Source organism: Mycetocola sp. Y719, assembly GCF_056713205.1.
In genome coordinates, this window is sequence record NZ_JBWYGY010000002.1 from 847,159 (window position 1) to 873,959 (window position 26,801).

General features: G+C 66.6%; 30 protein-coding genes. 10 read left to right on the top strand and 20 right to left on the bottom strand.

The window, feature by feature from the left end; all coding sequences use genetic code 11:
* Window positions 1-54 precede the first annotated feature (54 nt).
* Both AC1M0F_RS10265 and AC1M0F_RS10270 read left to right on the top strand, forming a co-directional pair.
* Window positions 55-291 carry a DUF1272 domain-containing protein gene (locus AC1M0F_RS10265; protein ID WP_480238451.1) on the top strand — a complete coding sequence of 79 codons (237 nt, stop codon included), beginning with the start codon at window positions 55-57 and terminating at the stop codon, window positions 289-291.
* Window positions 292-343: 52 nt separating this feature from the next.
* Window positions 344-1,606 (top strand): isochorismate synthase, encoded by a 1,263-nt coding sequence (locus AC1M0F_RS10270; RefSeq protein WP_480238126.1) that lies wholly within the window; start codon window positions 344-346, stop codon window positions 1,604-1,606.
* Here AC1M0F_RS10270 and AC1M0F_RS10275 read toward each other — a convergent pair.
* Genes AC1M0F_RS10275 through AC1M0F_RS10285 form a run of 3 tightly spaced genes read right to left on the bottom strand, consistent with a single transcriptional unit; the run spans window position 1,603 to window position 4,629 of the window.
* Window positions 1,603-2,472 carry a PPK2 family polyphosphate kinase gene (locus AC1M0F_RS10275; protein WP_480238127.1) on the bottom strand — a complete coding sequence of 290 codons (870 nt, stop codon included), beginning with the start codon at window positions 2,470-2,472 and terminating at the stop codon, window positions 1,603-1,605. The two genes, AC1M0F_RS10270 and AC1M0F_RS10275, sit on opposite strands and share 4 nt — an antisense overlap.
* Window positions 2,473-2,531: 59 nt before the next feature.
* Complete coding sequence (gene menD / locus AC1M0F_RS10280; protein WP_480238128.1) at window positions 2,532-4,220, bottom strand: 2-succinyl-5-enolpyruvyl-6-hydroxy-3-cyclohexene-1-carboxylic-acid synthase; 1,689 nt, start codon at window positions 4,218-4,220, stop codon at window positions 2,532-2,534.
* Entirely contained in the window at window positions 4,213-4,629 is a 417-nt protein-coding gene (locus AC1M0F_RS10285) for a PLD nuclease N-terminal domain-containing protein (protein WP_480238129.1), read from the bottom strand. Before AC1M0F_RS10285 ends, menD begins: the two co-directional genes overlap by 8 nt.
* A gap of 90 nt (window positions 4,630-4,719) precedes the next feature.
* Here AC1M0F_RS10285 and AC1M0F_RS10290 point away from each other — a divergent pair, with 90 nt between their 5' ends.
* Complete coding sequence (locus AC1M0F_RS10290; RefSeq protein WP_480238130.1) at window positions 4,720-5,019, top strand: DUF4229 domain-containing protein; 300 nt, start codon at window positions 4,720-4,722, stop codon at window positions 5,017-5,019.
* A 2-nt stretch (window positions 5,020-5,021) separates the two neighbouring features.
* On the opposite strand, the gene AC1M0F_RS10295 is transcribed toward AC1M0F_RS10290, so the two are convergent.
* Entirely contained in the window at window positions 5,022-6,011 is a 990-nt protein-coding gene (locus AC1M0F_RS10295) for a 1,4-dihydroxy-2-naphthoate polyprenyltransferase (RefSeq protein WP_480238131.1), read from the bottom strand.
* A gap of 178 nt (window positions 6,012-6,189) precedes the next feature.
* Here AC1M0F_RS10295 and AC1M0F_RS10300 point away from each other — a divergent pair, with 178 nt between their 5' ends.
* A complete protein-coding gene (locus AC1M0F_RS10300; RefSeq protein WP_480238132.1) occupies window positions 6,190-6,639 on the top strand; it encodes an Hsp20/alpha crystallin family protein in 450 nt (149 codons plus the stop codon).
* Window positions 6,640-6,694: 55 nt separating this feature from the next.
* Here the strand turns inward: AC1M0F_RS10300 and AC1M0F_RS10305 are convergent, their stop codons facing one another.
* The 3 genes from AC1M0F_RS10305 to AC1M0F_RS10315 all read right to left on the bottom strand — a co-directional run bounded on the left by AC1M0F_RS10305 (window position 6,695) and on the right by AC1M0F_RS10315 (window position 10,264).
* Window positions 6,695-7,852 (bottom strand): AMP-binding protein, encoded by a 1,158-nt coding sequence (locus tag AC1M0F_RS10305; protein WP_480238133.1) that lies wholly within the window; start codon window positions 7,850-7,852, stop codon window positions 6,695-6,697.
* A 74-nt stretch (window positions 7,853-7,926) separates the two neighbouring features.
* Window positions 7,927-9,225, bottom strand: a complete 1,299-nt coding sequence (locus tag AC1M0F_RS10310; protein WP_480238134.1) for a hypothetical protein — start codon at window positions 9,223-9,225, stop codon at window positions 7,927-7,929.
* A gap of 133 nt (window positions 9,226-9,358) precedes the next feature.
* Complete coding sequence (locus AC1M0F_RS10315; protein ID WP_480238135.1) at window positions 9,359-10,264, bottom strand: 1,4-dihydroxy-2-naphthoyl-CoA synthase; 906 nt, start codon at window positions 10,262-10,264, stop codon at window positions 9,359-9,361.
* 153 nt (window positions 10,265-10,417) lie between these two features.
* Between AC1M0F_RS10315 and AC1M0F_RS10320 the strand changes: the two genes are divergently transcribed.
* Window positions 10,418-11,440 (top strand): o-succinylbenzoate synthase, encoded by a 1,023-nt coding sequence (locus AC1M0F_RS10320; protein WP_480238136.1) that lies wholly within the window; start codon window positions 10,418-10,420, stop codon window positions 11,438-11,440.
* A 15-nt stretch (window positions 11,441-11,455) separates the two neighbouring features.
* Here AC1M0F_RS10320 and ccsB read toward each other — a convergent pair whose 3' ends face one another.
* Genes ccsB through AC1M0F_RS10350 form a run of 6 tightly spaced genes read right to left on the bottom strand, consistent with a single transcriptional unit; the run spans window position 11,456 to window position 16,499 of the window.
* Window positions 11,456-12,406 carry a c-type cytochrome biogenesis protein CcsB gene (gene ccsB / locus AC1M0F_RS10325; protein ID WP_480238452.1) on the bottom strand — a complete coding sequence of 317 codons (951 nt, stop codon included), beginning with the start codon at window positions 12,404-12,406 and terminating at the stop codon, window positions 11,456-11,458.
* Window positions 12,407-12,451: 45 nt separating this feature from the next.
* Entirely contained in the window at window positions 12,452-12,862 is a 411-nt protein-coding gene (locus AC1M0F_RS10330; RefSeq protein WP_480238137.1) for a DUF3054 domain-containing protein, read from the bottom strand.
* Entirely contained in the window at window positions 12,859-14,541 is a 1,683-nt protein-coding gene (resB, locus tag AC1M0F_RS10335; protein ID WP_480238138.1) for a cytochrome c biogenesis protein ResB, read from the bottom strand. The genes AC1M0F_RS10330 and resB overlap by 4 nt, the downstream gene beginning before the upstream one ends.
* Entirely contained in the window at window positions 14,525-15,271 is a 747-nt protein-coding gene (locus AC1M0F_RS10340) for a cytochrome c biogenesis CcdA family protein (RefSeq protein ID WP_480238139.1), read from the bottom strand. Before AC1M0F_RS10340 ends, resB begins: the two co-directional genes overlap by 17 nt.
* Window positions 15,272-15,279: 8 nt before the next feature.
* Window positions 15,280-15,855 (bottom strand): TlpA family protein disulfide reductase, encoded by a 576-nt coding sequence (locus AC1M0F_RS10345; protein WP_480238453.1) that lies wholly within the window; start codon window positions 15,853-15,855, stop codon window positions 15,280-15,282.
* Between the two features lie 8 nt (window positions 15,856-15,863).
* The gene (locus AC1M0F_RS10350; RefSeq protein ID WP_480238140.1) at window positions 15,864-16,499 is read right to left on the bottom strand and encodes a histidine phosphatase family protein; all 636 of its coding nucleotides are present in this window, start codon (window positions 16,497-16,499) and stop codon (window positions 15,864-15,866) included.
* Window positions 16,500-16,583: 84 nt separating this feature from the next.
* Here AC1M0F_RS10350 and aspS point away from each other — a divergent pair, with 84 nt between their 5' ends.
* Window positions 16,584-17,909, top strand: coding sequence for an aspartate--tRNA(Asn) ligase (gene aspS, locus AC1M0F_RS10355; protein ID WP_480238454.1), 1,326 nt, complete (start codon window positions 16,584-16,586; stop codon window positions 17,907-17,909).
* 112 nt (window positions 17,910-18,021) lie between these two features.
* A complete protein-coding gene (locus AC1M0F_RS10360) occupies window positions 18,022-18,417 on the top strand; it encodes an SHOCT domain-containing protein (RefSeq protein WP_480238141.1) in 396 nt (131 codons plus the stop codon).
* Window positions 18,418-18,515: 98 nt separating this feature from the next.
* On the opposite strand, the gene AC1M0F_RS10365 is transcribed toward AC1M0F_RS10360, so the two are convergent.
* Genes AC1M0F_RS10365 through AC1M0F_RS10375 form a run of 3 tightly spaced genes read right to left on the bottom strand, consistent with a single transcriptional unit; the run spans window position 18,516 to window position 19,509 of the window.
* A complete protein-coding gene (locus AC1M0F_RS10365; RefSeq protein WP_480238142.1) occupies window positions 18,516-18,815 on the bottom strand; it encodes a Dabb family protein in 300 nt (99 codons plus the stop codon).
* On the bottom strand, window positions 18,812-19,081 hold the full coding sequence (locus tag AC1M0F_RS10370; RefSeq protein WP_480238143.1) for a glutaredoxin family protein: 270 nt from the start codon (window positions 19,079-19,081) through the stop codon (window positions 18,812-18,814). Before AC1M0F_RS10370 ends, AC1M0F_RS10365 begins: the two co-directional genes overlap by 4 nt.
* 17 nt (window positions 19,082-19,098) lie before the next feature.
* Window positions 19,099-19,509 carry an SRPBCC family protein gene (locus AC1M0F_RS10375; RefSeq protein ID WP_480238144.1) on the bottom strand — a complete coding sequence of 137 codons (411 nt, stop codon included), beginning with the start codon at window positions 19,507-19,509 and terminating at the stop codon, window positions 19,099-19,101.
* Between the two features lie 56 nt (window positions 19,510-19,565).
* Between AC1M0F_RS10375 and AC1M0F_RS10380 the strand changes: the two genes are divergently transcribed.
* From AC1M0F_RS10380 to AC1M0F_RS10390, 3 genes are all read left to right on the top strand, one after another.
* Complete coding sequence (locus tag AC1M0F_RS10380; protein ID WP_480238145.1) at window positions 19,566-19,994, top strand: RidA family protein; 429 nt, start codon at window positions 19,566-19,568, stop codon at window positions 19,992-19,994.
* Window positions 19,995-20,023: 29 nt separating this feature from the next.
* Window positions 20,024-20,317, top strand: coding sequence for a DUF6412 domain-containing protein (locus AC1M0F_RS10385; RefSeq protein WP_480238146.1), 294 nt, complete (start codon window positions 20,024-20,026; stop codon window positions 20,315-20,317).
* A 66-nt stretch (window positions 20,318-20,383) separates the two neighbouring features.
* A complete protein-coding gene (locus AC1M0F_RS10390; RefSeq protein WP_480238147.1) occupies window positions 20,384-21,157 on the top strand; it encodes a YidC/Oxa1 family membrane protein insertase in 774 nt (257 codons plus the stop codon).
* Window positions 21,158-21,341: 184 nt separating this feature from the next.
* Here AC1M0F_RS10390 and AC1M0F_RS10395 read toward each other — a convergent pair whose 3' ends face one another.
* Genes AC1M0F_RS10395 through AC1M0F_RS10410 form a run of 4 tightly spaced genes read right to left on the bottom strand, consistent with a single transcriptional unit; the run spans window position 21,342 to window position 26,699 of the window.
* Window positions 21,342-23,357: a glycogen debranching N-terminal domain-containing protein gene (locus tag AC1M0F_RS10395; protein WP_480238148.1), complete on the bottom strand. Its 2,016-nt coding sequence runs from the start codon at window positions 23,355-23,357 to the stop codon at window positions 21,342-21,344.
* Window positions 23,358-23,403: 46 nt separating this feature from the next.
* Window positions 23,404-24,303, bottom strand: coding sequence for a carbohydrate ABC transporter permease (locus tag AC1M0F_RS10400; protein ID WP_480238149.1), 900 nt, complete (start codon window positions 24,301-24,303; stop codon window positions 23,404-23,406).
* Window positions 24,300-25,436 (bottom strand): carbohydrate ABC transporter permease, encoded by a 1,137-nt coding sequence (locus AC1M0F_RS10405; RefSeq protein WP_480238150.1) that lies wholly within the window; start codon window positions 25,434-25,436, stop codon window positions 24,300-24,302. Before AC1M0F_RS10405 ends, AC1M0F_RS10400 begins: the two co-directional genes overlap by 4 nt.
* Window positions 25,437-25,442: 6 nt before the next feature.
* Window positions 25,443-26,699 carry a sugar ABC transporter substrate-binding protein gene (locus AC1M0F_RS10410; RefSeq protein ID WP_480238151.1) on the bottom strand — a complete coding sequence of 419 codons (1,257 nt, stop codon included), beginning with the start codon at window positions 26,697-26,699 and terminating at the stop codon, window positions 25,443-25,445.
* Window positions 26,700-26,801: the final 102 nt, after the last annotated feature.

The window sequence follows — 26,801 nt, forward strand, 5'->3', positions numbered from 1 at the left end:
GCGACACGACCAGACGGCAGACCGGCGAGACGAAGAGGAAACCGCATGCTCCAGATGCGTCCTAACTGTGAATGCTGCGATCGCGACCTGTCCCCCGGCGATGCGAACGTGCTCATCTGCTCGTTCGAATGCACCTGGTGCGAGGACTGCGCCGCCACGTTCCCCGGCGGCCGTTGCCCCAATTGCGGAGGAGACCTGACCGTGCGACCGACGCGCGCGCCGGAGAAGCTGACGACCAACCCGGCATCCACGACCCGCGTGCTCAGCCCGGACTGCCTCGGAGCCCGCTGAACATCAGCCGACCGCCGGCTGGGTGCCTCGCGCCGAGGCGTACGCTTGGGGGGTGACTCAACCCGGCACACTCGCATCCTCCGTGCAGCATCTGATCGTCGAGACCCACAAGGTCGACGATGTCCGCTCGCTCATCGCCCTCGTCGACCCCCAGCGCCCCCTCCTCTGGCTGCGCAAGGGCGCCGGTATCGCCGGCATCGGTGAAGCGCTGCGGCTCGAATTCTCCGGCCAGACCCGGATGAAGGATGCCGCGACCGCCTGGCGGGACGTGGCCGCAGCGGCCACCGTCACCGACCCGCTCCGGATGCCGGGCACGGGGCTGGTCGCATTCGGCACGTTCGCGTTCGCCGACCGATCGGCACAGTCGAGTGTGCTGATCGTGCCGCAGATCGTTCTCGGACGTCGCGACGGAGTGACCTGGCTCACCCGGATCCGGGTGCGCGGCGAGCAGCAGGACGCGGTTTCGCCTGAACTCCGGGCGACGGCGTTCGGACCCGAGTACCGCGTCACCCTGACTCCGGGTGCCGAGACCGCCGCCGGTTTCCAGGCGCACGTGGCGCAGGCTGTCGCCAGGATCCTCGACGGCGACCTCAGCAAGGTCGTTCTGTCGAGAGACCTCACCGGTCGCATCCCCGCTGACGCCGACCTCCGACGCGTCGTCTCCGATCTCGCGCTCGGCTACCCGGACTGCTGGACGTTCGCCATCGACGGCCTGGTCGGCTCGAGCCCGGAGACCCTCGTCGGGGTGCAGGACGGTTCGGTCACAGCCAGGGTCCTCGCCGGGACGGCCTCTCGCGGCGCGGACGCCGAAGCGGACCAGCAGGCGGCCGTCAACCTCGTCACCAGCACCAAGGATCAGGACGAGCATCAGTTCGCCGTGCAGAGCGTGCTGGCGTCGCTCCGGCCGCACACCTCACACGTGCTGACCAGCGAGATGCCGTTCACCCTCAAGCTGCCGAATCTCTGGCACCTCGCCACCGACATCGAAGGCACACTCACCGACGACGCCACGTCGCTCGACCTCATCGACGCGCTGCACCCGACGGCCGCGGTCGCCGGATCGCCGACGCCTGCCGCCGTTGCCCTCATCGCCGAGCTCGAGCCGTTCGACAGGGGCCGGTACGCCGGACCAGTCGGATGGGTCGGCGCGGACGGCGACGGCGAATGGGCCATCGCCCTCCGCTGCGCCCAGGTCGCGCCTGGCGGTGACGTCACGGCATATGCCGGTGGCGGAATCGTCGGAGAGTCCGTTCCGGACAAGGAACTGACCGAAACCCGGATGAAGTTCCGGCCGATCGTCGACGCGTTCGGCTAGGTCGCGGCCAGCCGGGCCTTCTGCTCAGCCACATCGAAATCGGCCGGCGGCCACTGCGGGTCGATCTGGGTCAGCGTGTCGATGAGCAGGCGCTGGACGGCCACCCGTGCGTACCACTTCTTGTTCGCCGGCACGACGAGCCAGGGCGCCTCGTCCGTCGAGGTCCGCTCGAACATCGTCTGGAATGCAGCCTGATACTCCGGCCAGTGCTGCCTCTCGTCGATGTCTCCCGGGTTGAACTTCCAGTGTTTGTCCGGCCGGTCGATGCGCTCAGCGAGGCGCGCCTTCTGTTCGTCGGCGCTGATGTGCAGCATGACCTTGATGATCCGGATGCCGCGGTCGGCGATTTCCTTCTCGAAGTCGAGGATGGCTCCGTACCGCCGTTCGATCTCCACGGGCTCGACGAGTCCGTGGACGCGCGCGATGAGGACGTCTTCGTAGTGGGATCGGTCGAACACCCCGATGAAGCCAGGCTCGGGCAGGCGTTTGCGGATCCGCCAGAGGAAGTCGTGCTGGAGCTCTGCCTTCGTCGGCGCTTTGAACGCCGCGACGGTGACACCCTGCGGGTCGACGGAGCCGACGACGTGCCGCACGATGCCGCCCTTTCCCGCGGTGTCCATCGCCTGCAGGACGAGCAGAACGGCATCCGTCGCCTCGCCCTTCGATGCGGCGAACAGCCGCTCCTGTTTCTCGTCCAGGTCGAGGGCGGCGGCGGCGAGTTCCGCCTTGCCTTTCTTCTTCCCGCCGAGAAATCCGGGCGTCGAGTTCGCGTCGACGTCGGCCAGTGTGAAATCGCTGTCCACACGGAGGAGTTCCGCACAGGACTTCTCCCACGCCGTTTCTGTTTGCCGCTTCGTTGAGGTCATTGGCTCATTGTGGCGGCCGCACAGCCGATGCTCAATGCCTTGCGGAATCCCGCGCGGTGTCAGCGGTCGAGCGGGACCTCGATGAGAACGCCGGATGCCACGGGGGCCGTGAGCGCCTGGTCGAGGTCTCCCCTCGTGGTCGCCTTCACGTACGACCAGCCGTAGGCGGCGGCCAGTGCGGCCAGGTCGACCCGCTGCGGCGTGTAGAGCACCCGGTCGAAATCGGCGTTCTCGGTGGACTCGGCCACTTCGAGGCCGTCGAAGATCGTGCCTCCGCCGTCGTTGCCGACGATGACCTGGATCCTGGGCGTCGTCTCGCCCATGCCGCCGAGCAGCGCTCCGGCGTCATGGAGAAGTGTCAGGTCGCCGAGCAGGACCCGGGTGACTCCAGCACCATCGACCTGGCTGGCGATGGCGATCCCCAGGGCTGTGGCCACGGTGCCGTCGATGCCGGCGAGTCCCCGGTTCGAGTGGACGTGGATCTTTTTGCCGGGCACGGCGGCGTCGACGTCTCGAATCAGTCGCGATGCGCCGAGCACCAGGCGGTCGTGCGGCCAGGTGGCTCCCCAGACGGCGAGGGCGAGCATCCGGCGGTCGATCCGAGCCCTGACGGCCGCGAATTCACCCTTCACGTAACCGAGGCGGACGGCGGGGTCAGACGAATGGGCGGCCTCGAGGTCGGGGGCGACGTCGTGGGATTTCTCGTCGGAGATGGTCCGGGACGCCTGGACCCAGGATCCGATCCAGGCGCGATCGATGCTTCCGTCGACGATGGCCGCTGCGCCGACGATGTGGGCAGCGCGGTGGCCGGGGTTGTATACCTCGTCGCCGGTCGGGGCGACGACGACGACCTCGACGCCGTCGCGGGTGAGAAGGGCGGGCACTTCGCGGCTGAGCGTGGGGTGCCCGAACACGACGGCCCGCTCGACCTGGCCTCCGAAGTCCGGATCGGCGAGCAACTCACGGTAGGCCACGATGAGGTTCCTGCCGAAGCGCGCTCCGCTCGACACCTCGGCGAGCAGCGGCCAGCCGCCGGCATGGGCGAGCGATTCGGCCACGGGGCCTGCGCCATGGCCGGCGATGACGACGGTGCGCTTGCCACGTTCGAGGAGGATCCCTGGCCGGGTGATCCTGGAGGTCCGGGCAACGGGAGTGCCCGTCTGCTCAACCCGGTCGAGCGCGACGATCGGCGTCGACAACGGTTCGCGCAGTGCGAGGTTGAGGTGAACGGGCCCAGGGCCGGCCGGGCCGACACCGACGGCTGCATCGACGGCAAGCCTGGCGAGGGTCCTGGCGGATGCCGCATCATCGACCTCACCCATCGGGGCGGGCACATCGCGGGTGAAGCGCACGGCGACACCGAAGATGCCGGCCTGGTGGGTGGTCTGATTCGAGCGGATGCCGCGGAGTTCGTCAGGGCGATCGGCGGTGAGCAGGAGCAGCGGGACGCCAGAGTGGTTCGCCTCGAGAACGGCGGGGTGCAGGTTGGCGACCGCCGTGCCGCTTGTGACGATCACGGCAGCGGGCGAACCGCTCTCCACGGCGAGACCGAGGGCGAGGAATCCGGCCACCCGCTCGTCGATGCGCACGTGGAGCCGGATCGAGCCGGCCCGTTCCAGGGCCGCTGCAGCGAGCGAGAGCGCCTGCGACCTCGAGCCAGGGCAGACGACGAGGTCCTGCACGCCGAGGCGCACCAGTTCCTCCAGGAGAGCGACGGAGTACGTGGTTGCCGGACCGGCGTCAGGCATCCGTTCGGCCCGAGTCGTCGGGCGTGTGGCCAGCCGTACCGTCCGGGGTGTCGTCTGGTGTCGGTGTCGGCTTGCCGGTGGCACCGGGGTCTGGAGCGTCTGAATCGAGCGCGGCGAGTTCTTCCTCGAGGCGGCGGATTCGTTCATCCTGCTCGTGGTCACGGCCGAGGGTGCCGATGAACGCCGGGTCGTCATCGGGAGCGAGGCGCGGCTTGGCCTCGTGCCCGGCGCGAGCCCGACCGATGACGAACCAGAGGATGACGCCGAGGACGGGGAGCAGCAGGATGATGACGATCCACGCGGGCTTCTTCAGCCCACGGACGCGGTTGGCGGGGATCACGGCGCAGTCGATCACCGAATAGATCGTCACGACAACGAGAACGACCGCCAAAATGATGAACCAGCGCATAGCTTCATCGTAGCCCGCCGTTCTGGGAACTTGCCCCCTGTCGCCGGGCAGGCCCGGGCTCCCTCAGCCGCGCCCGTTTACACTGGGAGGGTGAAACGCATTCCCCCCGTCGTGTACTACACGGTGCTGCGCCTGGCCGCATTCGCCATCCCGCTCGTCATCCTGCTGTTCCTCGGGATCGAGCCGTGGATCGCGACCGTGCTCGCCGCACTGATCGGGCTGAGCGTGTCGTACATCTTCCTCCGCACGCCGCGGGAGGCCGTCTCGCGTGACCTCTACGACCTCCGGCACAGGTCGAAGGGCAAAGCCAGCGGTGACGAGGACGCTGAGGATTCGGTGACGGATGCGGCGGCATCCGCGAGGGACACCACCTCACCCACCGACCGCTGAGGCTATTTCCAGAACGCCCAGAGCAGCGCGAGCCCGTACAGCAGTTGCACGAGACCGGTGAGCTTGAGCGCGAGCACGAACTCCTTCGCACTGCGCGCTGTGGCCACGATGATGACCGCAGGCAGCGCCGCGAGGAGCCCGAACAGCGCGAACCACGCGATCGGGTAGAAGAACGCCAGCCACACGGCGATTCCGAACGGTGCGAGCACGCAGACGATGTAGAGCGCACGGCTGGCCCGTCCGCCGAGCAGCACGGTGAGGGTTCGTTTGCCGGCCTCCTCGTCCTGGGCGATGTCACGGATGTTGTTGACGATGAGGGTGGCCACGGCGATGAGTCCGACGCCGACCGCGCCGAGCCAGGCCTCCTGGTTGAGCGTGAAGGACTGCACGTACGCCGTGCCGAGGGTTGCCACCAGTCCGAAGAACACGAAGACGAAGAGCTCGCCGAGTGCGTTGTATCCATACGGGCGACGGCCACCGGTGTAGAACCAGCCGGCCAGGATGGCGACGGCGCCGACGGCGATGAGCCACCAGAGTCCTGTGATGACGGTGAGGACGAGGCCGGCTACTGCAGCCACTCCGAAGAAGGCGAGGGCGACGATGAGAACCGTCTTCGGCTTCGCCCGTCCGCTGCCGACGAGGCGGAACGGTCCTACGCGGTGACGGTCGGTTCCGCGGATGCCGTCTGAATAGTCGTTGGCGTAGTTCACGCCGATCTGCAGGCTGACGGCGATCACGAGGCAGAGCAGGGCGCGCACCCAGTGGAATTCGCCCGGGTCGTTGGCAACGGTGGCAGCGCCGGTTCCGACGAGCACGGGGGAGATCGACATCGACAGTGTGAAGACACGTGCACCGGCGACCCAGTCGCCGAACGTCGCCGGGCGGATCTTCTCGTACGGCCGTGCGGCCGGATTGCCGCTCCTGCCCTTGCCCTTCGGCCTGGCACCGCTGGGTGACTGTGGGGCCGTCGGCCTCTGCTTCTGAGCTGCCACGGGGCAACCTCCCTCTGTTCCGCGAGAAGCTTACCCGGCATCCGCCTGCCCGTTCTCTCAGAGCAAACACGAACCGACTGGACATTTTCGCGGCGATTATTAATATGGTTTCCAAGTTGAGTCCCATCGACTCAACTCTGACAACCCACAGAGACAACGAACAAGGAGGATCTCTCAGATGGCACTGAATTTCGACCCGTTCCGCGACCTCGACCGCGTCACCGAAGCCATGCTCGGCGCACGCCAGGGCCCGCGCCTGATGCCCATGGATCTCTATCGTGAAGGCGACCACTACGTCCTCTCGGCCGACCTCCCCGGTATCGATCCCGGATCGGTCGACATCGACGTGGACGGACAGCTGCTGACGATCCGCGCCGAACGCACCCTCGCCGCCGCCGAGGGCGCCAAGTGGATCGCCCGCGAGCGGATGTCTGGCTCCTTCCTCCGCCAGCTCAACCTCGGCCAGGGAATCGACATCGAGCGCATCGCCGCGAACTACACGAACGGCGTGCTCAGCGTCACGATCCCGGTCAGCGAGCGTGCGAAACCGCGCAAGATCGAGGTCGCGGCAGGCAACGAGCAGGAGAGCCTGACGGTGAAGGAATCGCAGAAGTCCGTCGACGCCTGATCGCGCGGTCGTCACGGCCGGGGCATTCGGCCCCGGCCGTCGCCGTGTGTGAGGGCTATACCGGGATCGACGGGCCGGACTCGTCGTCCCGCAGAGCCACGGCGACGATCGCGATGATCGCGAGCCGGTCGGGCTTGCCTGAGGGAAGCACGGGAAGCGAATCGAGCCGCAGGATGTGGGCGGGACGCGACGGCTTGCCCAGGGAATCGGCCACGGCATCCGCGATCTCACGGAGCGACGGGTGCGACCCGGTCGTGACGACGACGGGAACCTCGCCCCACTCACGGTGGGGCGCTGCGACGACGACCGATTCGGTCAGGTCGGGCAGCCCGCGGACGATGCGCTCGACGCGGTCGAGCGAAACGTTGACGCCTCCGGAGATGATGACGTTGTCAGCGCGCCCGGTGACGCGGATGCGGCCCTCCTCGACTTCGCCGAGGTCGCCGGTGCGATACCAGCGGAGCCCGTCCGCCACGACGAAGGTGCGATCGGTGAGAGCATCGTCGCCGAGGTATCCCTCGGCGAGCATCGGTCCCGCCAGCTCGATCTGGTCGTCGACGACGCGCACATGCACGCCGGGGAGCGGGACGCCGTTGTAGACGCAGCCGCCCGCGGTCTCGCTCGAACCGTAGGTACGGAAGATCGGGAGCCCGAGCTGTTCGGTGCGTTGCAGCAACTGCGGAGGCGTGGCCTGCCCGCCGACGAGGATGCCGTCGAAACGGCGGAGCGCCATCAGCCCAGCCCTGCTTTCCAGCAGACGGGCCAGTTGCAGGGGAACGAGCGAGGTGTAGTGACGCTCTCCGGTGAGCGAGCGTGACGCTTCGGCGAAGGCGGCGGGATCGAACCGGCCGGGCGGAAGGACGACGGGAACCGTCCCGGCGGCGATCGACCGGGTGAGCACCTGGAGGCCCGCGATGTAGTGGGCGGGAAGCGCGAGCAGCCACTGCCCCTGGCCTTCGAGCACCGTCGCGCTGGCCGCAGCGCTGGCGAGCAGGGCGTCGCAGCTGAGCGCCACCCGCTTGGGCACGCCGGTCGAGCCGGAGGTTTCGATGACGACGCCGACCGCTTGCGGCACCTGCTCGTCGCTGGAGGTCTCCGGCTCGCTCGCCTCGACGGGCGTGAGCGCCGGGCCCGAGCGGTCCAGGGCGCGGCGTAACTCGACCATGAGGTCGAGTGGTTCCGTGGCCGGCACCCGTACGAGCATCCGCGTCATGGTCTCAGTGTATGACTGCCGTCCTCCCACTGATCGAGTGGCGACGGAGGAGCGAATCGAGATCCCTGCGGCGGTCAGGACTGCGGCGCTGCGGCGGAGTCCGAGATCGCGGACTCCGCGGCGGCCCGCCGCGGCCACGCGACGTCGAGGATGCAATACCCGAGCACGGCGAACCTCCACCACACGGACTCGATGTCCGCCCCGTCGGCCAGCTTCACCGCGAGAAGAACCGCAACGCCGACGAATGCGGTGCCCATGAGTGCGAGATAGCCCGCTGACCGTCGGCGCCGCCGTTCCTGCCATCGCTTCAGCGGAGCGGCCCACGCAGGAAACTCGACGGGACGTTCCCATTCCTCACGCGCCATTCCCTTCATGGCCTGCCACATCGTGCTCGGTTGGATCGTCTCAGCTCCCTCGACGTCCAGCAGACGAGTGCGTCCCGATGCCACGTCGGAAAGGAGTGGCGGCAGGCCGACTGCTCTGACCACCCGATCGAATGTGTTCTCGTCGCTCACGTCGTGTCGGAACAGAATCCGGAGTTCCTCGGCGCGCTGGGGATCGAGAGCGAAGTTCTCGATCCACGGCTCAGGCTCGGGCACCGGAAGGAGCATCTCGAGGTAGTCACGAACGGCCAGACCCTCCGCGTCCGTCTCCCATGGCTTCGCCGGATCGACGACAGTCCAGACCTCGTCCCACCAGTGAACGACGACGGGCTCGCGCTTCGAGTAGAAGCCGACCCCTCGTCGTCCGGCGGATCGTGCCAGGAAGAGACCACCCTTCGCTGCCCAGGTTCCTCCATCGAAGACCGACTCCGGCGACTCGGTGGGTTCTGCTACGTAGCCGGAACCGGCAGGGCACACCACGAAGGCCTCTCCCGCTTGTCGCGCGAGGACGCTCACGATATCGGTGTCGCCCGGCGTGTACCAGGTGAATGCACTCACCGAGAAGGCCTCGGCACAGGCCGCGTTCTCGAGCTCCGCGCCACCGTCGTCCTGCGGATCCCCGGCATCCCCCGCGACTTCGGAGGTATCGGTACCGCGCGTTCCGTCGAACCCTTCGAATGGCGACTCCACCAGGCACCCCAGTTCGATGCTCAACTCTTCGACGAGGCCTGCACGGTCGAGGGGTTCCAGACCATGCAGCCCTGGGGCGTGGGTCACCCAACGCAGGGGGGATCCGTCTTCGTCCCCCAGAATTCTCACGATGAATGAGCGGAACCCGTACCGTTCCTGATCCTCCATGAAGATCGCCGGCACCTTGCGGCGCGATAGCGACGCGTGCAGGCGCCCGCTGAACGCGGCATCCGTTCCCAGAATCATGAGAACGACGTCATCGACCGGCTGCACCGCCGTGTCCTGGTTGTCTGTGGGCACCGGCCAATACTGGCATCAGCGGAGTGACCACGAGCCGCTTTCCGCCGGATCGCCGACCCCCAGTTACGGCGTCAGAGCCCGTCCCGCAGACCGTCCGATCCGACCCGCCGGAGCGGAATCAAAGGCGGTCGCCCTAGAACTGCCACGGGTACGGCGACCAGTCCGGCTCGCGCTTCTCGAGGAACGAGTCACGCCCTTCGACCGCTTCGTCCGTGCCGTAGGCCAGGCGCGTGGCCTCCCCGGCGAAGACCTGCTGGCCCATCAATCCGTCATCGACGGCGTTGAACGCATACTTGAGCATCCGGATCGCCGTCGGCGATTTCGTGAGGATGGTCCGCGCCCAGTCGATCGCGGTGGACTCGAGCTCCTCGTGCGGGACGACCGCGTTGACCGCACCCATCTCGTAGGCGCGCTGGGCGGAGTACTCCTCAGCGAGGAAGAAGACCTCCCTGGCGAACTTCTGCCCGATCTGCCTGGCGAAGTACGCACTGCCGTAACCGGCGTCGAAGGACCCGACGTCGGCATCCGTCTGCTTGAACCTGCCGTGCTCACGACTGGCGATGGTGAGATCGCAGACGACGTGCAGTGAGTGCCCGCCTCCTGCGGCCCAGCCAGGGACGACGGCGATGACGACCTTCGGCATGAACCGGATGAGGCGCTGCACCTCGAGGATGTGCAGCCGGCCGCTGCGGGCCGTGTCGACGCCGGACGCCTCGGCGCTCTCGGAGTATTTGTAGCCGTCGCGGCCCCGGATGCGCTGGTCGCCACCCGAGCAGAACGCCCAGCCGCCGTCCTTGGGGCTCGGCCCGTTGCCTGTAAGGAGCACGACTCCGATGCGGGGGTTGGTGCGGGCGTCCTCGAGGGCACGATACAACTCGTCGACCGTGTGCGGCCTGAAGGCATTGCGCACCTCAGGGCGGTTGAACGCGACCCGGGCGATCCGGCCCGAGACGTCGTGGTGGTAGGTGATGTCGGTCAGGGCGCCGAATCCGGCAACCTCGACCCACGCGCTCTCGTCGAAAATCTCAGACACGGTCATGATTTCAGCCTAGTGAGCCGCACTCGGTTCACCCGCGCGCAGCTCAACAGGAGATTCTGTGCTCGACGCACACTCAACAGGACACATCCGCAGTTTTTGCCCGACGGCTCCTGTCGGGCGTGTGTTCACCGTCCGGCACGGCAGAATGAGAGCATGCCTGACACATCGTCGTTCGGCCGGCCGCTGCCGGATCTTGGTGACCTCCTCGCCTCGGCGCGGGTGGTGGCGCTTCCCCTGGCGGCCAGGTTCCGGGGCATCGAGGTCCGTGAGGCGCTGCTCCTCGAAGGCGAGAACGGCTGGGCTGAGTTCTCACCGTTCGTCGAGTATGACGACGCCGAGAGTGCGACCTGGCTGCGCGCAGCTGTCGAGTTCGCGTGGGGCGACCTTCCCACCCCGGTGCGGCGGAGCATCCCGGTCAACGCGACGGTCCCGGCTGTCCATGTCGACAGGGTCGCAGGCATCCTCAAGCGCTTCGACGGATGCCGGACCGCGAAGGTGAAGGTCGCTGAGCGCGGGCAGACCCTCGTCGAAGACGTCGCACGGGTGCGCACCGTCCGTGACCTGATGGGCCCTGAGGGCCGCATCCGTGTCGACGCCAACGGCGGATGGAACGTCGACGAAGCCGAGCACGCCATCCATGCCCTGGCCGAGTTCGACCTCGAATACGTCGAGCAGCCGTGCGACACCGTGCCAGAGCTCGTAGAAATCCGCCGCCGCACGAAGTACATGGGTGTGCCGATCGCCGCTGACGAGAGCGTGCGTAAGGCTGCTGACCCGATCGCTGTCGCCCAGGCCGGCGCCGCAGACATTCTCGTGCTGAAGGCGCAGCCGCTTGGCGGCATCCGCCGGTCGCTCGAGATCATCGACCAGGCCGGGCTGCCTGTCGTCGTATCGAGCGCGCTGGACACCTCCGTCGGCTTGTCGATGGGCGCGTGGCTCGCCGCCGCCGTGCCCGAGCTCGAATACGACTGCGGACTCGGGACCGCTTCGCTGCTGTCCGCTGACGTGACGGATGATCCGCTGCAGGCCGTTCACGGATCGATCGACGTGCGCCGGGTCATCCCGTCACCACGACTGCTCGACGGCTATGCAGCCGCAGAGGAACGACGCGAATGGTGGCTTGACCGGCTGCGTCGCTGTCACGCGCTGCTCGACCGAGCACCGCTGATCGGGTAGCGCCGCCGAGAGGGCCTACAGGCCCGAGTACGCGTGCAGACCCTTGAAGAACAGGTTGACGACTGAGAAGTTGAACATCACGGCGGCGAAGCCGATGATCGACAGCCAGGCCGACCGTGATCCGCGCCAGCCACGGGTGGCACGGGCGTGGATGTACCCGGCGTAGATCACCCAGATGATGAATGTCCAGACCTCTTTGGTGTCCCAGCCCCAGTACCGGCCCCAGGCGCGTTCTGCCCAGATCGCACCGGCCATGAGGGTGAACGTCCACAGAATGAACGCCACGATGTTGGTGCGGTAGGCGAGGTTTTCGAGCCGCTCGGCCGACGGCAGTGTCGCCAGGAACTTGAGCTTCAGGTTCTTCAGGTCGGTTCCGGCCATCTGACGACGATGCTGGACGAGCTGAAGCACCGAAAGCGCGAAGCCGAGCGCGAAGAACGCCGTCGCGGTCGACGCGACGAAGACGTGGATGATGAGCCACGCCGACTGCAGTGCCGGCGGCAGCGGGACGACCTCGACGTAGAAGTTCACGGCGGCGATGCCCAGGAGCACAAGGACGAGCCCGGTGATGAAGGTGCCGAGGAACCGCAGGTCCACACGCACGAGAACGGCGAGGTAGACGGCGATGATGAGCAGTGTTCCTGTCATCGCGAACTCGTACATGTTGGCCCACGGCACACGTTCGGCCGCAACGCCCCTGGTGACCGTCGCGGTCAGCTGCAGCAGGAAACCGATGACGGTGAGCGCAACGGCGACCCGGAGGACGGGCGAGCGTTTCGCGGTCACATCGGGTGCATCGACGTCAGCCCTGGCGAGCGTCGCGACACGCGAGCCGGACCCGGAGGTTGCCGTTGCGGTCGATGCGGATTCGACGGATGCCGTCGCCTGCGTCGCCGCAGTGACGTCTGCCGACCGTTTGGCCAGGTCGAGCGCAAACGCGATGAAGGCGAGTGCGTACATCGCCATGGCCGACCAGAGGGACAGCACTGAGAGTTCGTTCAAGTCCACGGTCTAAGAGTACCTTCCGGTTTCGCGGGGAGATTCAGTCGAGGATGCACGGCGCCGCCGGATGAGGGCGGCGATCCCCCGCCAGCCGACGAGCAGCACGGCGAGGGCGATCGTCGCGACGACGATGAAGGGCACGGCGGTGCCCTGGCCCGATATCGCACGCAGGGCCATCCCACCGATGACCGTGACCAGCCAGATTCCGATCCCCGGGTGCACGACTCCGAACGGTCGTTTCCAGGCGACGGTGACCAGCCAGCCGAGAAGCAGAGCCACGACGAACGGCCACCAGGTGGTCAGCAGACCGGCGATGCTCGCGTCCGCGTTGTGACTTCCCCTGCCGGTGAGCACGAAGACCAGTGTCGCGACGAGGTCGATGCCGAGCGCCAGCGCAACCCAGCTGACCCTCGTCGTCATCGCTCGAGGCCGAGCGCGGTGCCGTGCCGGTAAGCGATGACCTCGACGGCATCCGCGAGACCGGGGTCCTCGCCGCGTGCGAGGCCGGCGTATTCGACACGGACGGTGCCGTCGGCGTGATCTGTGGCCTTGATCCAGACCCGTCTGCGGGGAACGAAGAGGGAGGTCAGAAGGCCGCCGAGGATCAGGATCGCGAAGAGCAGCACCCAGCCCTGAGTCGGGTCGTGGTGGACGTCGAACGAGGCGAACCGGGGAACCGACCCGGTGAAGTCAGCGGTGGTGACGTCGTCGTCGGTCGGCTCAGCCGCATCCGGATTCGCGTTCTCGAAGGTGATCGTGCCCTGCCCGTCCGGCAGCTCCTGGCTCTGTCCAGGCATGAGCTCGATCGAGTCGACACCGGTCTCGCCGCCGGTGAGCTGGGTCATGTCGTCGAGGTCGAGCGAATACACGGACTTCGGAACACCGGCGTCGATGCCGAGGTCACCCGAATACACGTTGAGGGTGAGCACAGGAAAGACGAGGTCAGGGTAGGTCGACGTATACGCGCCGGTCTCCATCTCGAAGGCCGTCGGGTAGAGGAACCCGATCATGCCGAGCTGCTTCTCCAGCCCGTCAGGGACCTTGATCACGCCGAGGGACGTGAGGTTCCCGTCCTGGGGAAGGAACGGGACCGAGTCCGTGAAGACGACAGCACCTTCGGGGTCTCGCACGGTGATCGTCGGCGCGTAGCCGTTGCCGAGCAGGTAGACGTCCGTGCCCTCGAAACGGAGCGGGTCGTTGACCTTGATCGACCGTTCCTCTTCCTCGCCGCCGGGGAGGCGGGTGGTGACGTTCGCGGTGAAGTCGGTCGGCTGGCCGTATGCGTCGAGGTTCTCCTGCTCGTAGGTCACGTCGAAGGAGTCGAGCGAAAGCGAGTACGGCGCGAGCGAGTCGGGATTGTAGAAGCGACCAGGGTTGAAGGAGTTGTAATCGAGCAGGGTGTTCACGAAGGTCTGCCCCTCGACGACGACGCGCTGACCGGCGTAACCAAGACCGCCGCCGACGGCTACGGTGACGAGGATGCCGACGAGCGCGGAGTGGAAGACGAGGTTGCCGGTCTCCCGGAGGTAGCCACGCTCAGCGGACACGGACACGTCGCCGTTGCGACCCTGGTACAGCTCGGTGCGGTAGCCCGACTTCTTGAGCAGCGCGTGTGCCGACTCGATCGCCGTGCCGGCGTCGCCGCCTTCGAGGGTGACGTCCCTGTGCACGGCGAGTCGTTCGAGGCGCGCAGGCGTGCGCGGCGGGCGGGCACGCATGGCCTGGAAGTGATGCTTCGTCCGGGGGATCACACAGCCGATGAGCGACACGAACAGCAGCAGGTAGATGCTCGAGAACCAGACCGAGCCGTACACGTCGAACATCTGGATGCTGTCGAGCACCGGCGCGAGCGTGGGGTTGTCGGTGAAGTACTGGATCACGCCGTTGGGGTCGGAGCTGCGCTGAGGCACGAGCGAACCGGGAACGGCGGCGATCGCGAGCAACAACAGGAGGAGCAGGGCGGTGCGCATGCTCGTGAGCTGTCGCCAGATGAACCGGAGGGTGCCGACGAAGCCCAGTTTCGGCTGGACGATGTCGTCCTGAGGGGTGTCCTGCCGCTGCGGCGCGCCCGCATCGACGTAATCAGATGGTCGTGACATAACCCTGAATCAACACTCCGACTCTAGACATGAAAACTCCCCAGACCCCGGACACCATGGCCAGACCGACGAGGACGAGCAGGACGCCGCCTCCGACGTTGATCGCACGGATATGCCGTTTCAGGAATGCAACGGATCCGGTAACCCAGTTGAGGCCGGCCGCGACGAGGAGGAAGGGGATGCCGAGACCCAGGCAGTAGAACAGGCCGAGGAGCGCGCCACGACCGGTCGATCCGGCGTTGAGGCTGAGCGCCTGGATGGCGATGAGGGTCGGGCCGAGGCATGGAGCCCAGCCGACCGCGAAGACGATGCCGAGAAGTGGGGCGCCTGCGAGTCCCGTCGCCGGGCGGAAGGACGACTTCACGGTACGTTGCAGGAACGAGAACTGGCCGATGAAGACCAGCCCCATGACGATGACAACGACCCCGAGTACCCGGGTGATGACATCCTGCCACTGGATGACGAACGCGCCGATGGTGCCAGCGAAGGCTCCGATGAGCACGAACACGAGGCTGAAACCGAGCACGAACAGCAGGGCGCCGAGCATCACACGCGAACGTGCAGGCGCCTCTTTCGACCGGGAGCCGTTCGACATTCCGCTGACGTAGCCGAGGTAACCCGGTACGAGCGGGAGGACGCACGGCGACGCGAACGACACCAGCCCTGCCAGCAGCGCGATGGGGATGGCAGCGAACAGCTGGCCGTTGAAGACGATCTCACCCGGGTTCATGGCGGGTCCTACTCCGCGATCGCGTCGCGGATGAGGGTGCCGAGGATGGAGGCATCCTTGAGCTGGCCGAGGATGCGCGCGGCCACCCGGCCTTCCTTGTCGAGCACGAGGGTGGTCGGGACGGCCTTCGGCGGAACGGTGCCGGTGAACGCCAGTTTCACGGCACCGTCCTCGACGTCCATGATCGATGGATAGGTGATGCCGTAGGTGTCATTGAACGCGAGCGCGGTGTCGGCCTGGTCGTAGACGTTGACGCCGATGAACCGTGCGCCTTCCCCGTCGTACTCGGCGCTGAGTTCCTGCAGCTGAGGCGCCTCTGCGCGGCACGGCGCGCACGCGGCGTACCAGAAGTTGACGACGAGAACGTCGCCGTCGAAATCCTCAGAGGAGATCTCCTCGCCAGACTCCGTCGTACCGGCGAAGCTGATCGGCTCGCCCCGGTCCGCCTCCGCTATCTCGGTCACCGTTCCGTCGCCGGCGATGTAGCCCTTGTTGCTTCCCTCTTTGTACTGGTCGGCGAGCGGGTCACTCGAGCAGCCAGCGAGGAGAAGCGAGGCGGCGATCACTGTCGCGGCCACGCGCATCCGTCGACTCATACCGCCCCCACGTCGGTGGCGTCAGCGGCGAGGGCCGCGGCCGGGTCGGTGTAGCCGACCTCGACGAAGACACCGTCGCGGTGCTCGAAGGTCGTGATGCTGGACAGCGCGCAGCGGCGCTGGCGCGGGTCATGCGGCAGACGGCCGTCGCCGAGCGCCGAGTGCACCATCCAGATCGGCAGCTGGTGACTGACCAGGACGACGTCACCTGACGGGGTCGATTCCCACGCGTCGCGGACGGCGTCGAGCATCCTGCCGACGATCGAGACGTACGGCTCGCCCCAGCTCGGCTTGTTCGGGTTGCGCAACGCGACCCAGTTGGCCGGGTTGCGCAGCGCGAGGCGCATGATGGTGCCTTCGAAGTGGTTCGTGGGCTCGATGATCCGATCATCGGTGATGACGTCGAGGCCGAAGCGTTCCGCAACAGGAGCGGCCGACTCCTGGGCCCGCTGCAGCGGGGATGCCACCAGGCGCGTGATCTCGCGGTCGCGGCCGGCGAGGTCATCGGCGGCGGCAGCGGCCATCCTCTCGCCGAGCTCTGAAAGTCGGTAGCCGGGAAGGCGTCCGTACAGGACACGCAATGGGTTATGCACCTCTCCATGACGGACGAGATGGATCTGGCTGGCTACCACCTGTCCAGTCTACGGAGGTGGATGCTGGGAATCCGCCAGAGAGAAAAGCCTCGCGTAAGCTTGGCTACCGTGAACTCACGAGTATTGATCAAGAACCTGGCCGCGCTTCCCGAGGGTCCCGTGACCGTCTCCGGCTGGGTGGAGACCGTCCGCGACCAGAAGAAGGTCCAGTTCATCGTGCTGCGCGATGAGTCAGGTGCGGTTCAGCTGGTGAACCCGGCGGTTCGTGAGCTGAACCCCGAGGACGAGGCATCGGCGACGAAGCTCGCGATCACGGAGGCCATCTCAGCGCTCGCGCACGGCTCCTTCGTCACCGTGACCGGCACCCTCAAGATCGATGAGCGCGTGAAACTCGGCGGCCTCGAGATCAAGCTCGAATCACTCGACGTCGTCGGCGAAGCGCTCCCCGAGACCCCGATCGCCGCGGATTCCAGCCTCGACAAGCGTCTCGACTGGCGCTTCCTCGACCTGCGCAACCCGAAGCAGAACCTCATCTTCCGCATCCAGACGACGTTCGAGCACGCGCTCAGGACCTACTGGATCGACAACGACTTCATCGAGCTCCACACCCCGAAGCTCATGGCATCCGCGAGCGAATCCCGCGCGGAGCTCTTCGAGATCGAATACTTCGACACGAAGGCGTACCTGGCCCAGAGCCCGCAGTTCTTCAAGCAGATGGCCCAGCCTGCCGGCTTCGGCAAGGTGTTCGAGGTCGGCCCCGCGTTCCGCGCAGACCCGTCGTTCACCTCACGCCACGCCACCGAGTTCACCTCGATCGACTCCGAGATCAGCTGGATCGACTCGCACGACGACGTCATGCAGCTGCACGAAGACCTCATCGTCGCCGGCTTCAGCGCCGTGAAGGAGAAGCACGGCGACGAGATCAAGGCTCTGTTCGACCTCGACGTGACCGTGCCGACGACCCCGTTCCCGCGCATCCCCCTCGCCGAGGCGAAGCGCATCGTCGCCGAGCGCGGCTACGAGGTCCCGCGCGCAGACGACGACATGGACCCCGAGGGCGAACGCCAGATCTCGGCCTACGTCGCTGAGACGTTCGGACACGAGTTCGTGTTCCTCACCGACTACGCGTCGAGCATCAGGCCGTTCTACCACATGCGGAACGACGACGACCCGACGGTCACCAACAGCTACGACCTCATCTTCAACGGTGTCGAGATCTCCACGGGCGCACAGCGCGAGCACCGCGTCGACGTGCTCATCGAGCAGGCGAAGGAGAAGGGGCTCGACCCGGAAGAGCTCGACTTCTACCTCGACTTCTTCCGGTACGGCGTCCCGCCGCACGGCGGATTCGGCATGGGCCTGGCCCGTGTTCTCATGCTCATGCTGCACGAGACGTCGATCCGCGAGGTCACCTACCTCTTCCGCGGCCCGACCCGCCTGCTCCCGTAAACGCAGTTTCGCGCCAAGCTCTCATCCCCTCCCGCGCGTGTGCATTAGCTTGACCCCGAAGCCGTAAGAGAGCGTCACCGTGGCGCCGCATCGGCGGAGGGTGGCTTCGGTCATGGATTTCTTGAGAAACATCTGGGACCTGCTGTGGGTCTTCTTCTGGGCGTTCGCATTCATCGCGTACCTGTTCGCGCTGTTCTCGATCATCGGGGACATCTTCCGCGACAGGAACCTCAACGGCTGGCTCAAGGCCGTGTGGCTCATCTTTCTGGTGTTCCTGCCGTTCCTCACCGCGCTCGTCTACCTGATCGCACGCGGCAACGGCATGGCAGAGCGCTCGGTGTCGAGGCTCCAGGAGTCGCAGGCGGCAACGGAGTCCTACATCCGTAAGACCGCAGGCGGATCGTCGCCGAGCGAGGAGATCGCGACCGCCAAGGCGCTGCTCGACTCCGGCGCGATCACGGCGGACGAGTACGCCGCGCTCAAGACGAAGGCGCTCGCGCGCTCCTAGCGGGACGTTCGAGCACCGAAGGCATCAGTTGCGGTCGAGGGCTCCCGGTCCGCCGGGTGTCCTCGACCGGAAGTGATGCCCTCGCGTGAACGGCGGCGTCAGACCTCGACGTCGACGGCGACGCGGTCCGAACGGACCTCGCCGATGTATTTGCCGACCCGCTGGTGCTCCGGGTGCACGGAGTAGCGCTCGAGAGCATCAGCGTCGTCGAAGTCGGCGATGAGCACGACGTCCCAGTTGACCTCGGGGAACAACGCGTTCTCACCGACCTGCAACGCGCGGATCTCGGGGATCAGCGCGGGCAGCTCGTTCATCAGGCGCGCGATCTCGGCCGCATGTTCGGATTTCGTCTCGGCATCCGTCGCGGTGAGCTTCCAGCAGACGATGTGACGGATCATGTGAGCTCCAGGAGTGCGGTGGCCAGGCGGACCGGGTCGATCCGCCAGTAGTTGTGGACCCGCCCGTTGATCAGCAGGACGGGAATCTCTTCCGCGTACCTGTCGTTCAGGGCGGGGTCGTCGAGGATCGACACTTCGTCGAGGGTGAGCTGCGGGGCGTCGGCGCGCGACTCGAGGTCACCGATCACGCGGGCGACGACGACGCGGGCGTCGTCACAGAGGTGACAGCCCGGTTTGCCGATGAGGGTGAGGGATGCCGTAGCCACGTTCCCAGCCTAATCGCCTAGGCGAAATGCTCGACGAGGGAGTCCGCGACGCGGTGCCAGTGGCCGACCATCATCCGGCGTTCCTCACGGTCGGCGAGTTCCGAATGGTGGATGCCGACCGTCGTGCCTGCGCCGGCTTTGGTGAGGGTGATCTCAAGCATGGTTTCGTGGGGCCAGTCTTCGGGCTTCCAGGTCAGCTTGATGAACTTCTGTTCGACATAGCCACGGATGGTGCCGCGCACACCGTCACTCGTGCTGTACCGAACTCCCTTTTTTGTCGGGAGCTCGGTGATCTCGCCGAGCCACATCGGCAGGCCCTTACCGGTGATGTACGCCCAGACGTCTGGGACAGGCGCTGCGACGGTCTTGCGAACTCCGACGTCCCATCCGGCATCCGTGTGACCGGTGGTTTTCTTCGATTCGCTCATGTAACCGAGCTTAATGGTTACAATTCCCGGACAAGACCGATGGCACTGGAGGCGTCATGACCCTGTCACACATCAACCCCGAGTCCATGCATCACAACCCGTACTTCTCGCAGGCCACGATCGTCGATGGCGGACGCATCATGTTCATCGGGGAACAGAACGGAGTGGATGCCGATGGCGCGATCGTTCCAGGTGGCGCAGGCGCGCAGGCGGCCCAGGCGGTCGAGCAGCTGAAGCTCGTGCTCGCAGACGTCGGCGTCGACACCTCGGCGGTCGCCAAACTGACCGTCTACTTCGCCAGGGACGTGACGCTGGACGAGGTGTTCGGTCCCGCGATCCAGAGCTGGGGAACCCAGCCGACGGCGATCACCGTGCTGCAGGTGTACGCGCTCGGTCGCGAGGGCGCGCTGGTGGGCGTCGAAGCCGTCGTGAACCTTCCCGGCCTCGGACAGGACCACGAGTTGCCGAGTTCCGTGGTGCTGTAGCCTCGAACTCACCGACCCCAGAGGACACCGTGCGATCGATCCACACCAGGCTGGTCATGCTCCTGACCGTGTCCTTCGTCGTGCTCGCGGTCGCCCAGGCGGAGCCATCCGCGATGCTCGTTGCCGGCGTCGCCGTCCTGGCGGCATCCGCTCTTCTCGGAGCCCGGTACCTCGCGGTGATCATCACCGCGCTGAGGCTCATGGTCGGGTCGCGGTCGCGCCAGCACCGCGAGGTCCTCACGCGCATCCCCGCTCCGACTCACCCCAACACAGCGGGGCGCCCCCGGCCACGCGCCCCTTCGCTGTCAGAGGCGGTCGCGTAGCCCATCGGTAAGAGCAGGCTCGCGACCAGACGCGACCCTTCCCCTCTGACCGTTAGGACCACATCCGTGGACATCTATTCGTTCGCGCCCGTCGCGATCGTGCTCGACTTCGCCTATTCCCTCGTCACCGCCATCGCCACCCTGTTCACGCCGTTCGCCGGAACCCTGAGCACGGCGTTCGCGATCATCGCCATCACAGTGCTCGTGCGCACCGCACTGATTCCCGTCGGGCGCTCGCAGGTGCGCGCCGAGTTCACCCGCCGGCGTCTGGCACCGAAACTGCAGGAACTGCAGCGCCGATGCAAGAAGAAGCCCGAGCTTCTCCAGCAGAAGACGATGGAGCTCTATTCTGCCGAGAAGGCGTCGCCGCTCGCCGGGTGCTTCCCCACCCTGCTGCAGGCCCCCGTGATCTCCACCGTCTATGGTCTGTTCATCCTGCAGGGCATCAACGGGCATCCGAACGGGCTGCTCACCGAAGAGGTCTTCGGCGTCCCTCTCGGCCTCCCCCTGGTGGGATTTCTCGGCGGTGGTGCGTGGCCAGGGATGCTCGTCTACCTGACCCTCCTCGCGGTCATCGCCGCCGTGGCCTGGCTGTCCAGGCTGGCCGCGGTGAGGAACGCACCGGTCTCGCCTGACTCGGTGCCGCCAGGCATGCAGAATCTCACCGGGATCCTCAGTTGGATGCCGTTTCTCACGGTGATCTTCGCGGCGATCGTTCCGCTGGCGGCGACGATCTACCTCGCGGTGACCACGTCGTGGACGCTGGTGGAGCGGGCGATGCTGCGGCGACGCTTCGAGGCGAAGGAGGTGGCACCGCCATCAGCCCCGCAGAGCGAATAGCGAGCGCCCGCGAGTGCGACGGGACCGGGGGGCACCGTTCTCACCGTCGGAGATTTCGGCTGAATCGGGCGGAAACGGCCCGTATGCCAGGCACCCGCCACGGATCTCCGACGTTGCGAACACCGGTCCCGGTACGCGCAGTCGCCGGTCACTGAGCTCGTCGAAGCGCGACCGACGGGTGGCTCTAGCCGACCAACGCGGCCGCGGCCGTCACCACTCCGGACTCGTCGATCGAGACCGGGACGCCGCCGAAGACCAGGCCGTCCACCGTGACGGAGCTGCTGAGCGCACCAGGCGACGCTGCGAGAGCGCCGTCCGTCGGCTCGACCCCGAGGCTCGCACCGAGAACGGCGACCGCTGCAGCAGCCGACCATGCTTGCGGACGGCAGGCCGCCGGGTACGGAACCGGGCGGGAGAACGTGCCGGCGGCGTCCCCCGAGTGGAGCTCGGGCATCCGGTAATCGAATGCGGATGCCGCCGCCAGGAGACCCCGGATCAGCTCACCCGCCTCGTGGGAGTGGCCCTCGCGGACGAGCCCGGCGATGGCGATGGCGGTGTCGTGGGTCCAGACGCTGCCACCGTGATAGCTCAGCGGCCAGTAGCCCGCAGAGTCGGTCGACATGGTGCGGAGTCCGAAACCCGAGTTCAGGTCCGGCGCGACCAGCCGCGCGGCCACGTCCGCCGCCTGAGACGCATCCAGCAGGCCGGTACCGAGCAGGTGCCCGATGTTGCTCGTCACGGTGTCGACCGCGCGCTTGTGTACGTCGAGCGCGATCGCCGGGTAGCGGCCGGTCTCGTCCTCGATCCAGAACTTCTCGTGGAACGTCGACCGGAGCGCCTCCGCCCATTCGCGTCGCGCGGCCGGGTCACCGACGCCGAAGTGCTCGAGCAGGTCGGCGCCGTGCCGAGCGGCTTCATAGGCGTACGCCTGGACTTCGCACAGCGCGATCGGCCCGTCGGCGAGCGAACCATCGCGCCACTGCACCGAGTCGCCTGAATCCTTCCAGCCCTGGTTCGCGAGCCCGTGCCCGGTCTCGTCGACGTACTCGAGGAGCCCGTCGCCGTCGGCGTCACCGAAGTCGCGCATCCAGTCGAGCGCACGCTCGAGGTTCGGCAGCAGGGCGCGCACCTCGTCATCCGGCATCCCCCAGCGCCACGCGTCGTGCAGCAGGCACACCCACAGCGGCGTCGCGTCCACCGTGCCGTAGTACAGCGGAGGGAGTGTCACTCCGTCGCCGAGATTCAGAGCCTCACGCCGCAGTTCGTGCATGATCTTGCCCGGTTGTTCCGCAGTGGCGGGCACCGACTGCGTCCCCTGCAGTCCGGCCAGCACGCGGAGCGTGTCAGCGGCGATCCCGGTACCGAGCGGCAGAAGGAAGCGGGCCGCCCAGATCGAGTCCCGGCCGAACAGAGTGAAGAACCACGGTGCTCCTGCGGCGAGGAACTGCGCGCCTGGCTCTGCGGTTGTCGTCAGGCGAAGCGCGTCGAGGTCGTCGAGCGCCTGCGCCACCCACCGTGTGAGACGGTCGTCCCCCGCGCGTACCTCTGGCACGCTCCACGGTGCATCCTCCGACACACCGGCGACGACGGATGCCGTGTCAGCGGCCTCGAGGGACCAGCCGACGGTCGCGCTGCCCTTCGCCGGGACGGTCACGTCCCAGGTCAGATCGAGGGTGTCGCCGTTGCGGGCGAGCGATGCGCCCGGTGCGAACAGCGACACCGAGACGGAGCCGGAGCCCCAGAACGCCCACGACCCGTCGAAGTCGATCAGGACAGGCTCCGAACTCTCTCCCATCTTGACGGCTTCCATCGTGGCCAGGTCTGCGCGGAGCGACACCGTCACGGTCGTCGTGACATCCGTCGCCAGGGTCGACTCGAGGACGAAGATGTCCCCGGCCCCTGTGACAGACAGCGTCCGGTCCTGCGTGACCCGCACGCGCGGATCCGCTTCGGCATCGTCGAGATGCCGAAGCAGCGACACGAACCCGGCACAGAATGCCCCGCGTGGGACGGTGGCGATGTGCTCGGCTTCCTGGCCGCCGAACCTCACCGACAACCCGGAGACGAGGCGGACATCGGCGAGGTAGATCCCGTGGATCGAGCGCCCTCCGATGCTGCCGTCAGGAGACGACCACGCCTGGAACGGCGCCCGGAGAATGACGGTTTCGTTGTGCAGCAGCGGTTGCAGCGATGGGTGCATGGGGACTCCTCTGAGTGAAGCGGAACGGTCGGCCGAGAGCGCCTGACTATTCCTTCACGGCGCCTTCACTCGTGTTCATGATCCGTTTCTGGAAGACGAAGAAGACGATGGCGACGGGGATGGTCATGATGGCCGCGGCGGCCAGCTTGATCGGGTACTGGGTGCCCTGGCTGAGTTGCCCGGACGCCAGCGAGGCCACACCCTTGGTGAGCGTGACGAGCTCGGCGGACTGGCTCGCCACGATGAAGTGGTTGAGCTCGTTCCAGGATCCCTGGAACGACAGGATGATGATCGTGATGAGCGCCGGCCTGGCCATGGGGAGGACGACGGACCAGAACACCCGGAACGTGCCAGCACCGTCGATGCGCGCCTGCTCCTCGACGCTCGCCGGGATCGATTCGAAGAAGTTCTTCATGATGAAGACGCCTGCGGCATCGACGAGCAGGGGGATGATCATTCCCGCGTAGCTGTCGTACATGCCGATCTGGTTGATGACGAGGAACCTCGGGATGAGCAGCACGACACCGGGGACGCTCATCACCGCGACGAGGCCGGCGAACACGAGGGCGCGCCCCCTGAACTGCAGGCGGGCGAGCGCGTAGCCGGCCAGCGAGCAGAAGAAGACCCGGCCGAACGTGACACAGAGCGTCACGATGATCGAGTTCATCGACCAGAGCGGGAAGTCCGAGTTGAGGAACAACCGTTCGTACGCGGCCGTCGTCCAGGTCGCGGGGAGGAGGGACAGGGGGTCGGATGCCGCCTCGGCATCCGTCTTGAACGACGTCGCCACCTGCACGATGAACGGGAAGATGTAGACGATCGCGATCACGACGAGCAGCGCGTAGGCGAAGGACGTGCCGGCGAGGATCTTCGTCGACGGCCTCGCGCGCCGCTTCATCGGTGGCAGCGCGACGGGGGCTGTCGGCTTCGGTGCCGTGACGGTCATCGGTTTCTCCCGGTCTCCGTGAGGACGGATGCCTGTGACGGCGTGCCGTCGGATGCCGCAGGCGGCAGCGCGTACAGACGAGCGCGACGCCTGGACACTCCCCGGTCGGCGAGGACCCAGCGCTGGATCAGGGTGAAGAAGACGATGATGGCGAAGAGGATGAACGCGATCGCCGCACCCTGGCCCCACTGCTGGTTGTTGAACGCCGTCTGGTACGACAGGAAGGCGGGGGTCAGCGTGGTCTTGGATGGTGCACCCTTGGTGCCGGTGTAGATCTGGTCGAAGACCTGCCAGCATCCGATCAGCCCGAGAGTCAGGACGGTGAACAGGGTCGGGCGCAGTTGAGGCAGAGTGACCTGCCAGAAACGCTGCCAGCCGCTGGCCCCGTCCATCATCGCTGCTTCGGTGACGTCGCCGCCGAGGTTCTGCAGGGCGGCGATGAAGAGGAGCATGAACGTTCCACTCGTCGTGAAGATGGCCATGAGGATGAACGCAGACATCGCCACACTCGGACCACCCAGCCAGTCCCACCAGGTCACACCGAGAGTCGAGTTCTCGGTGAGGAACGCCGGTCCGGTCGTCACGCCGAAGTGGAGGATGCCCGATGGGTCGTTGAACCAGGTCGGGCCGTTGATGCCGACGAAGGACAGAAGCTTGTTGACAGCGCCTGTGGCGCTGAAGAGGAAGAGCCAGAGAACCGTGATCGCGACCGAGCTCGTCACGGAGGGAAAGTAGAAGGCCGTCCGGAAGAAGCCACGGCCCTTGAGGATCTGGCGGTTGAGCAGCACGGCGAGAAACAGGGCCAGGCCGGTCTGCAGCGGCACGACGAACACGACGTACCAGGCATTGTTCTTCAGTGCGGTGCCGAAGTCCCGCTGGGCGAGGCCTCCGCCGGTCAGCAGCGCCTCGTAGTTCTCGGCACCGACGAAACTCACGTTGCCCGAGAACGGGCTGCCTCGACCGGTCCAGTCCGAGACGCTGACCCACAGCGCCATCAGGACAGGGACGACGAGGAAGAGGCCGAGGAGGAAGAGCATCGGGGCCGTGAACAGCCACCCCGATGCGGCCTCCCCACGCCGGATGCCGGAACGCCGGCTTCCGGTGCGGGGAGACCGACTCGCGGTCGTCGACATGACTCTCTACTTCAGCAGTGCTTCGATGTTGGCCTGGGCCGAGTCGAGGATCGCCTGCGGGTCACCGTCCTTCAGCCCTTCGAGTTCTGCGTTGAGGTCGGTCATGACGTCGATCGCCCCCTGGATGGTCGGCACGCCCTGCGCGTAGTCGGCCCCGTTGAGGTACGGAACGAGCATCTCGTTGGCGGCCTTCCAGTCCTCGGCAGCCGACTGGATCGACGGCATCGGGCCGAACGCCTCGGAGAACGCCAGCTGGCTCTCGGCGGTCGTCAGTTCCTGGATCAGCTCGAGCGCTGCCTGCTGGTTCGGGCTGTCGGCCGCGATTCCCCAGCAGTTGGAGAACTGCATGGTGCCCTTGCCTGCCGGACCCTCGGGGAGTTCCGCAACGGTGTACTTCACGTCGGGGAAGTCATTCGTCATGGCGCCGGTGATCCAGTTGCCTTCGATGGTCATCGCCGACAGACCCTTGCCGAAGGCTTCTCCGCCCCAACCCGCTCCGAGATCCTTGACGTACTTGAGCGTTCCGTCGTTGAGCATCTTCTGGACGAAGGTGAGCGCTTCGACGTTCTCGGCGCTGTTCGCTGTCGCTTCGGTGCTCTCTTCGTTCATGAGGTTACCGCCGGCCTGCGCCATGAAGGCTCCGAGGCGCTGGTACTCGGCACCGAGCGCAAGCCCGACGTGCTCCGGTGTGGTCAGGGCCTTGCTCACCGTCTCGAGTTCTTCCCATGTCGTGGGGATGTCGTCATCGGTGAGTCCGGCTTCGGCCCACATGTCCGTGTTGATCTGCAGCGCGAGGCTGGAGAAGTCCTTCGGAGCACAGTAGAAGTCGCCTTCGTAGGTGAAGGAGGAGACGAGGCTCGGGTAGAAGTCGTCCTTGTTCTCGAGCATGTCGCCGTAGGCGAGGACGGAGCCGTTCGAGGCGTAGCCGGGGAGCGCTTCGGTTGACAGGTAGAACACGTCTGCCGGCTTACCTGACGAGAAGCCCTGGGTGAGCTCCTGGGTCAGGTCACTGGCGACCTTGACCTCGGCGTCGGTGCCCGACGACTCGGACCACGCGGAGACCGCGTCCGTGACGGCCGCGGTCTCCGCGTCGCCGCTGGATCCGATCAGCACCGTGAGGGCGTCGTCCGACGAGGTGAGCTCGCCGCCGCCGGAGCCGGGTTCTGGTGTTTCGCTGAATCCCGAACCACAACCGGTGAGGACGAGAGTGCCCGCCGCGGCGAGGGCGCCGACAGTGAGCCAGCGGGAGGTGCGTCTTTGCATGGAATTCTCCTTGGTAGCTATTTGATCGTTCAAACTCTGCAACGCTGCTGTGCAATTTGATCGATCAAACTGATGTGTGAAACATAAGCCAGAGGTGCGGAC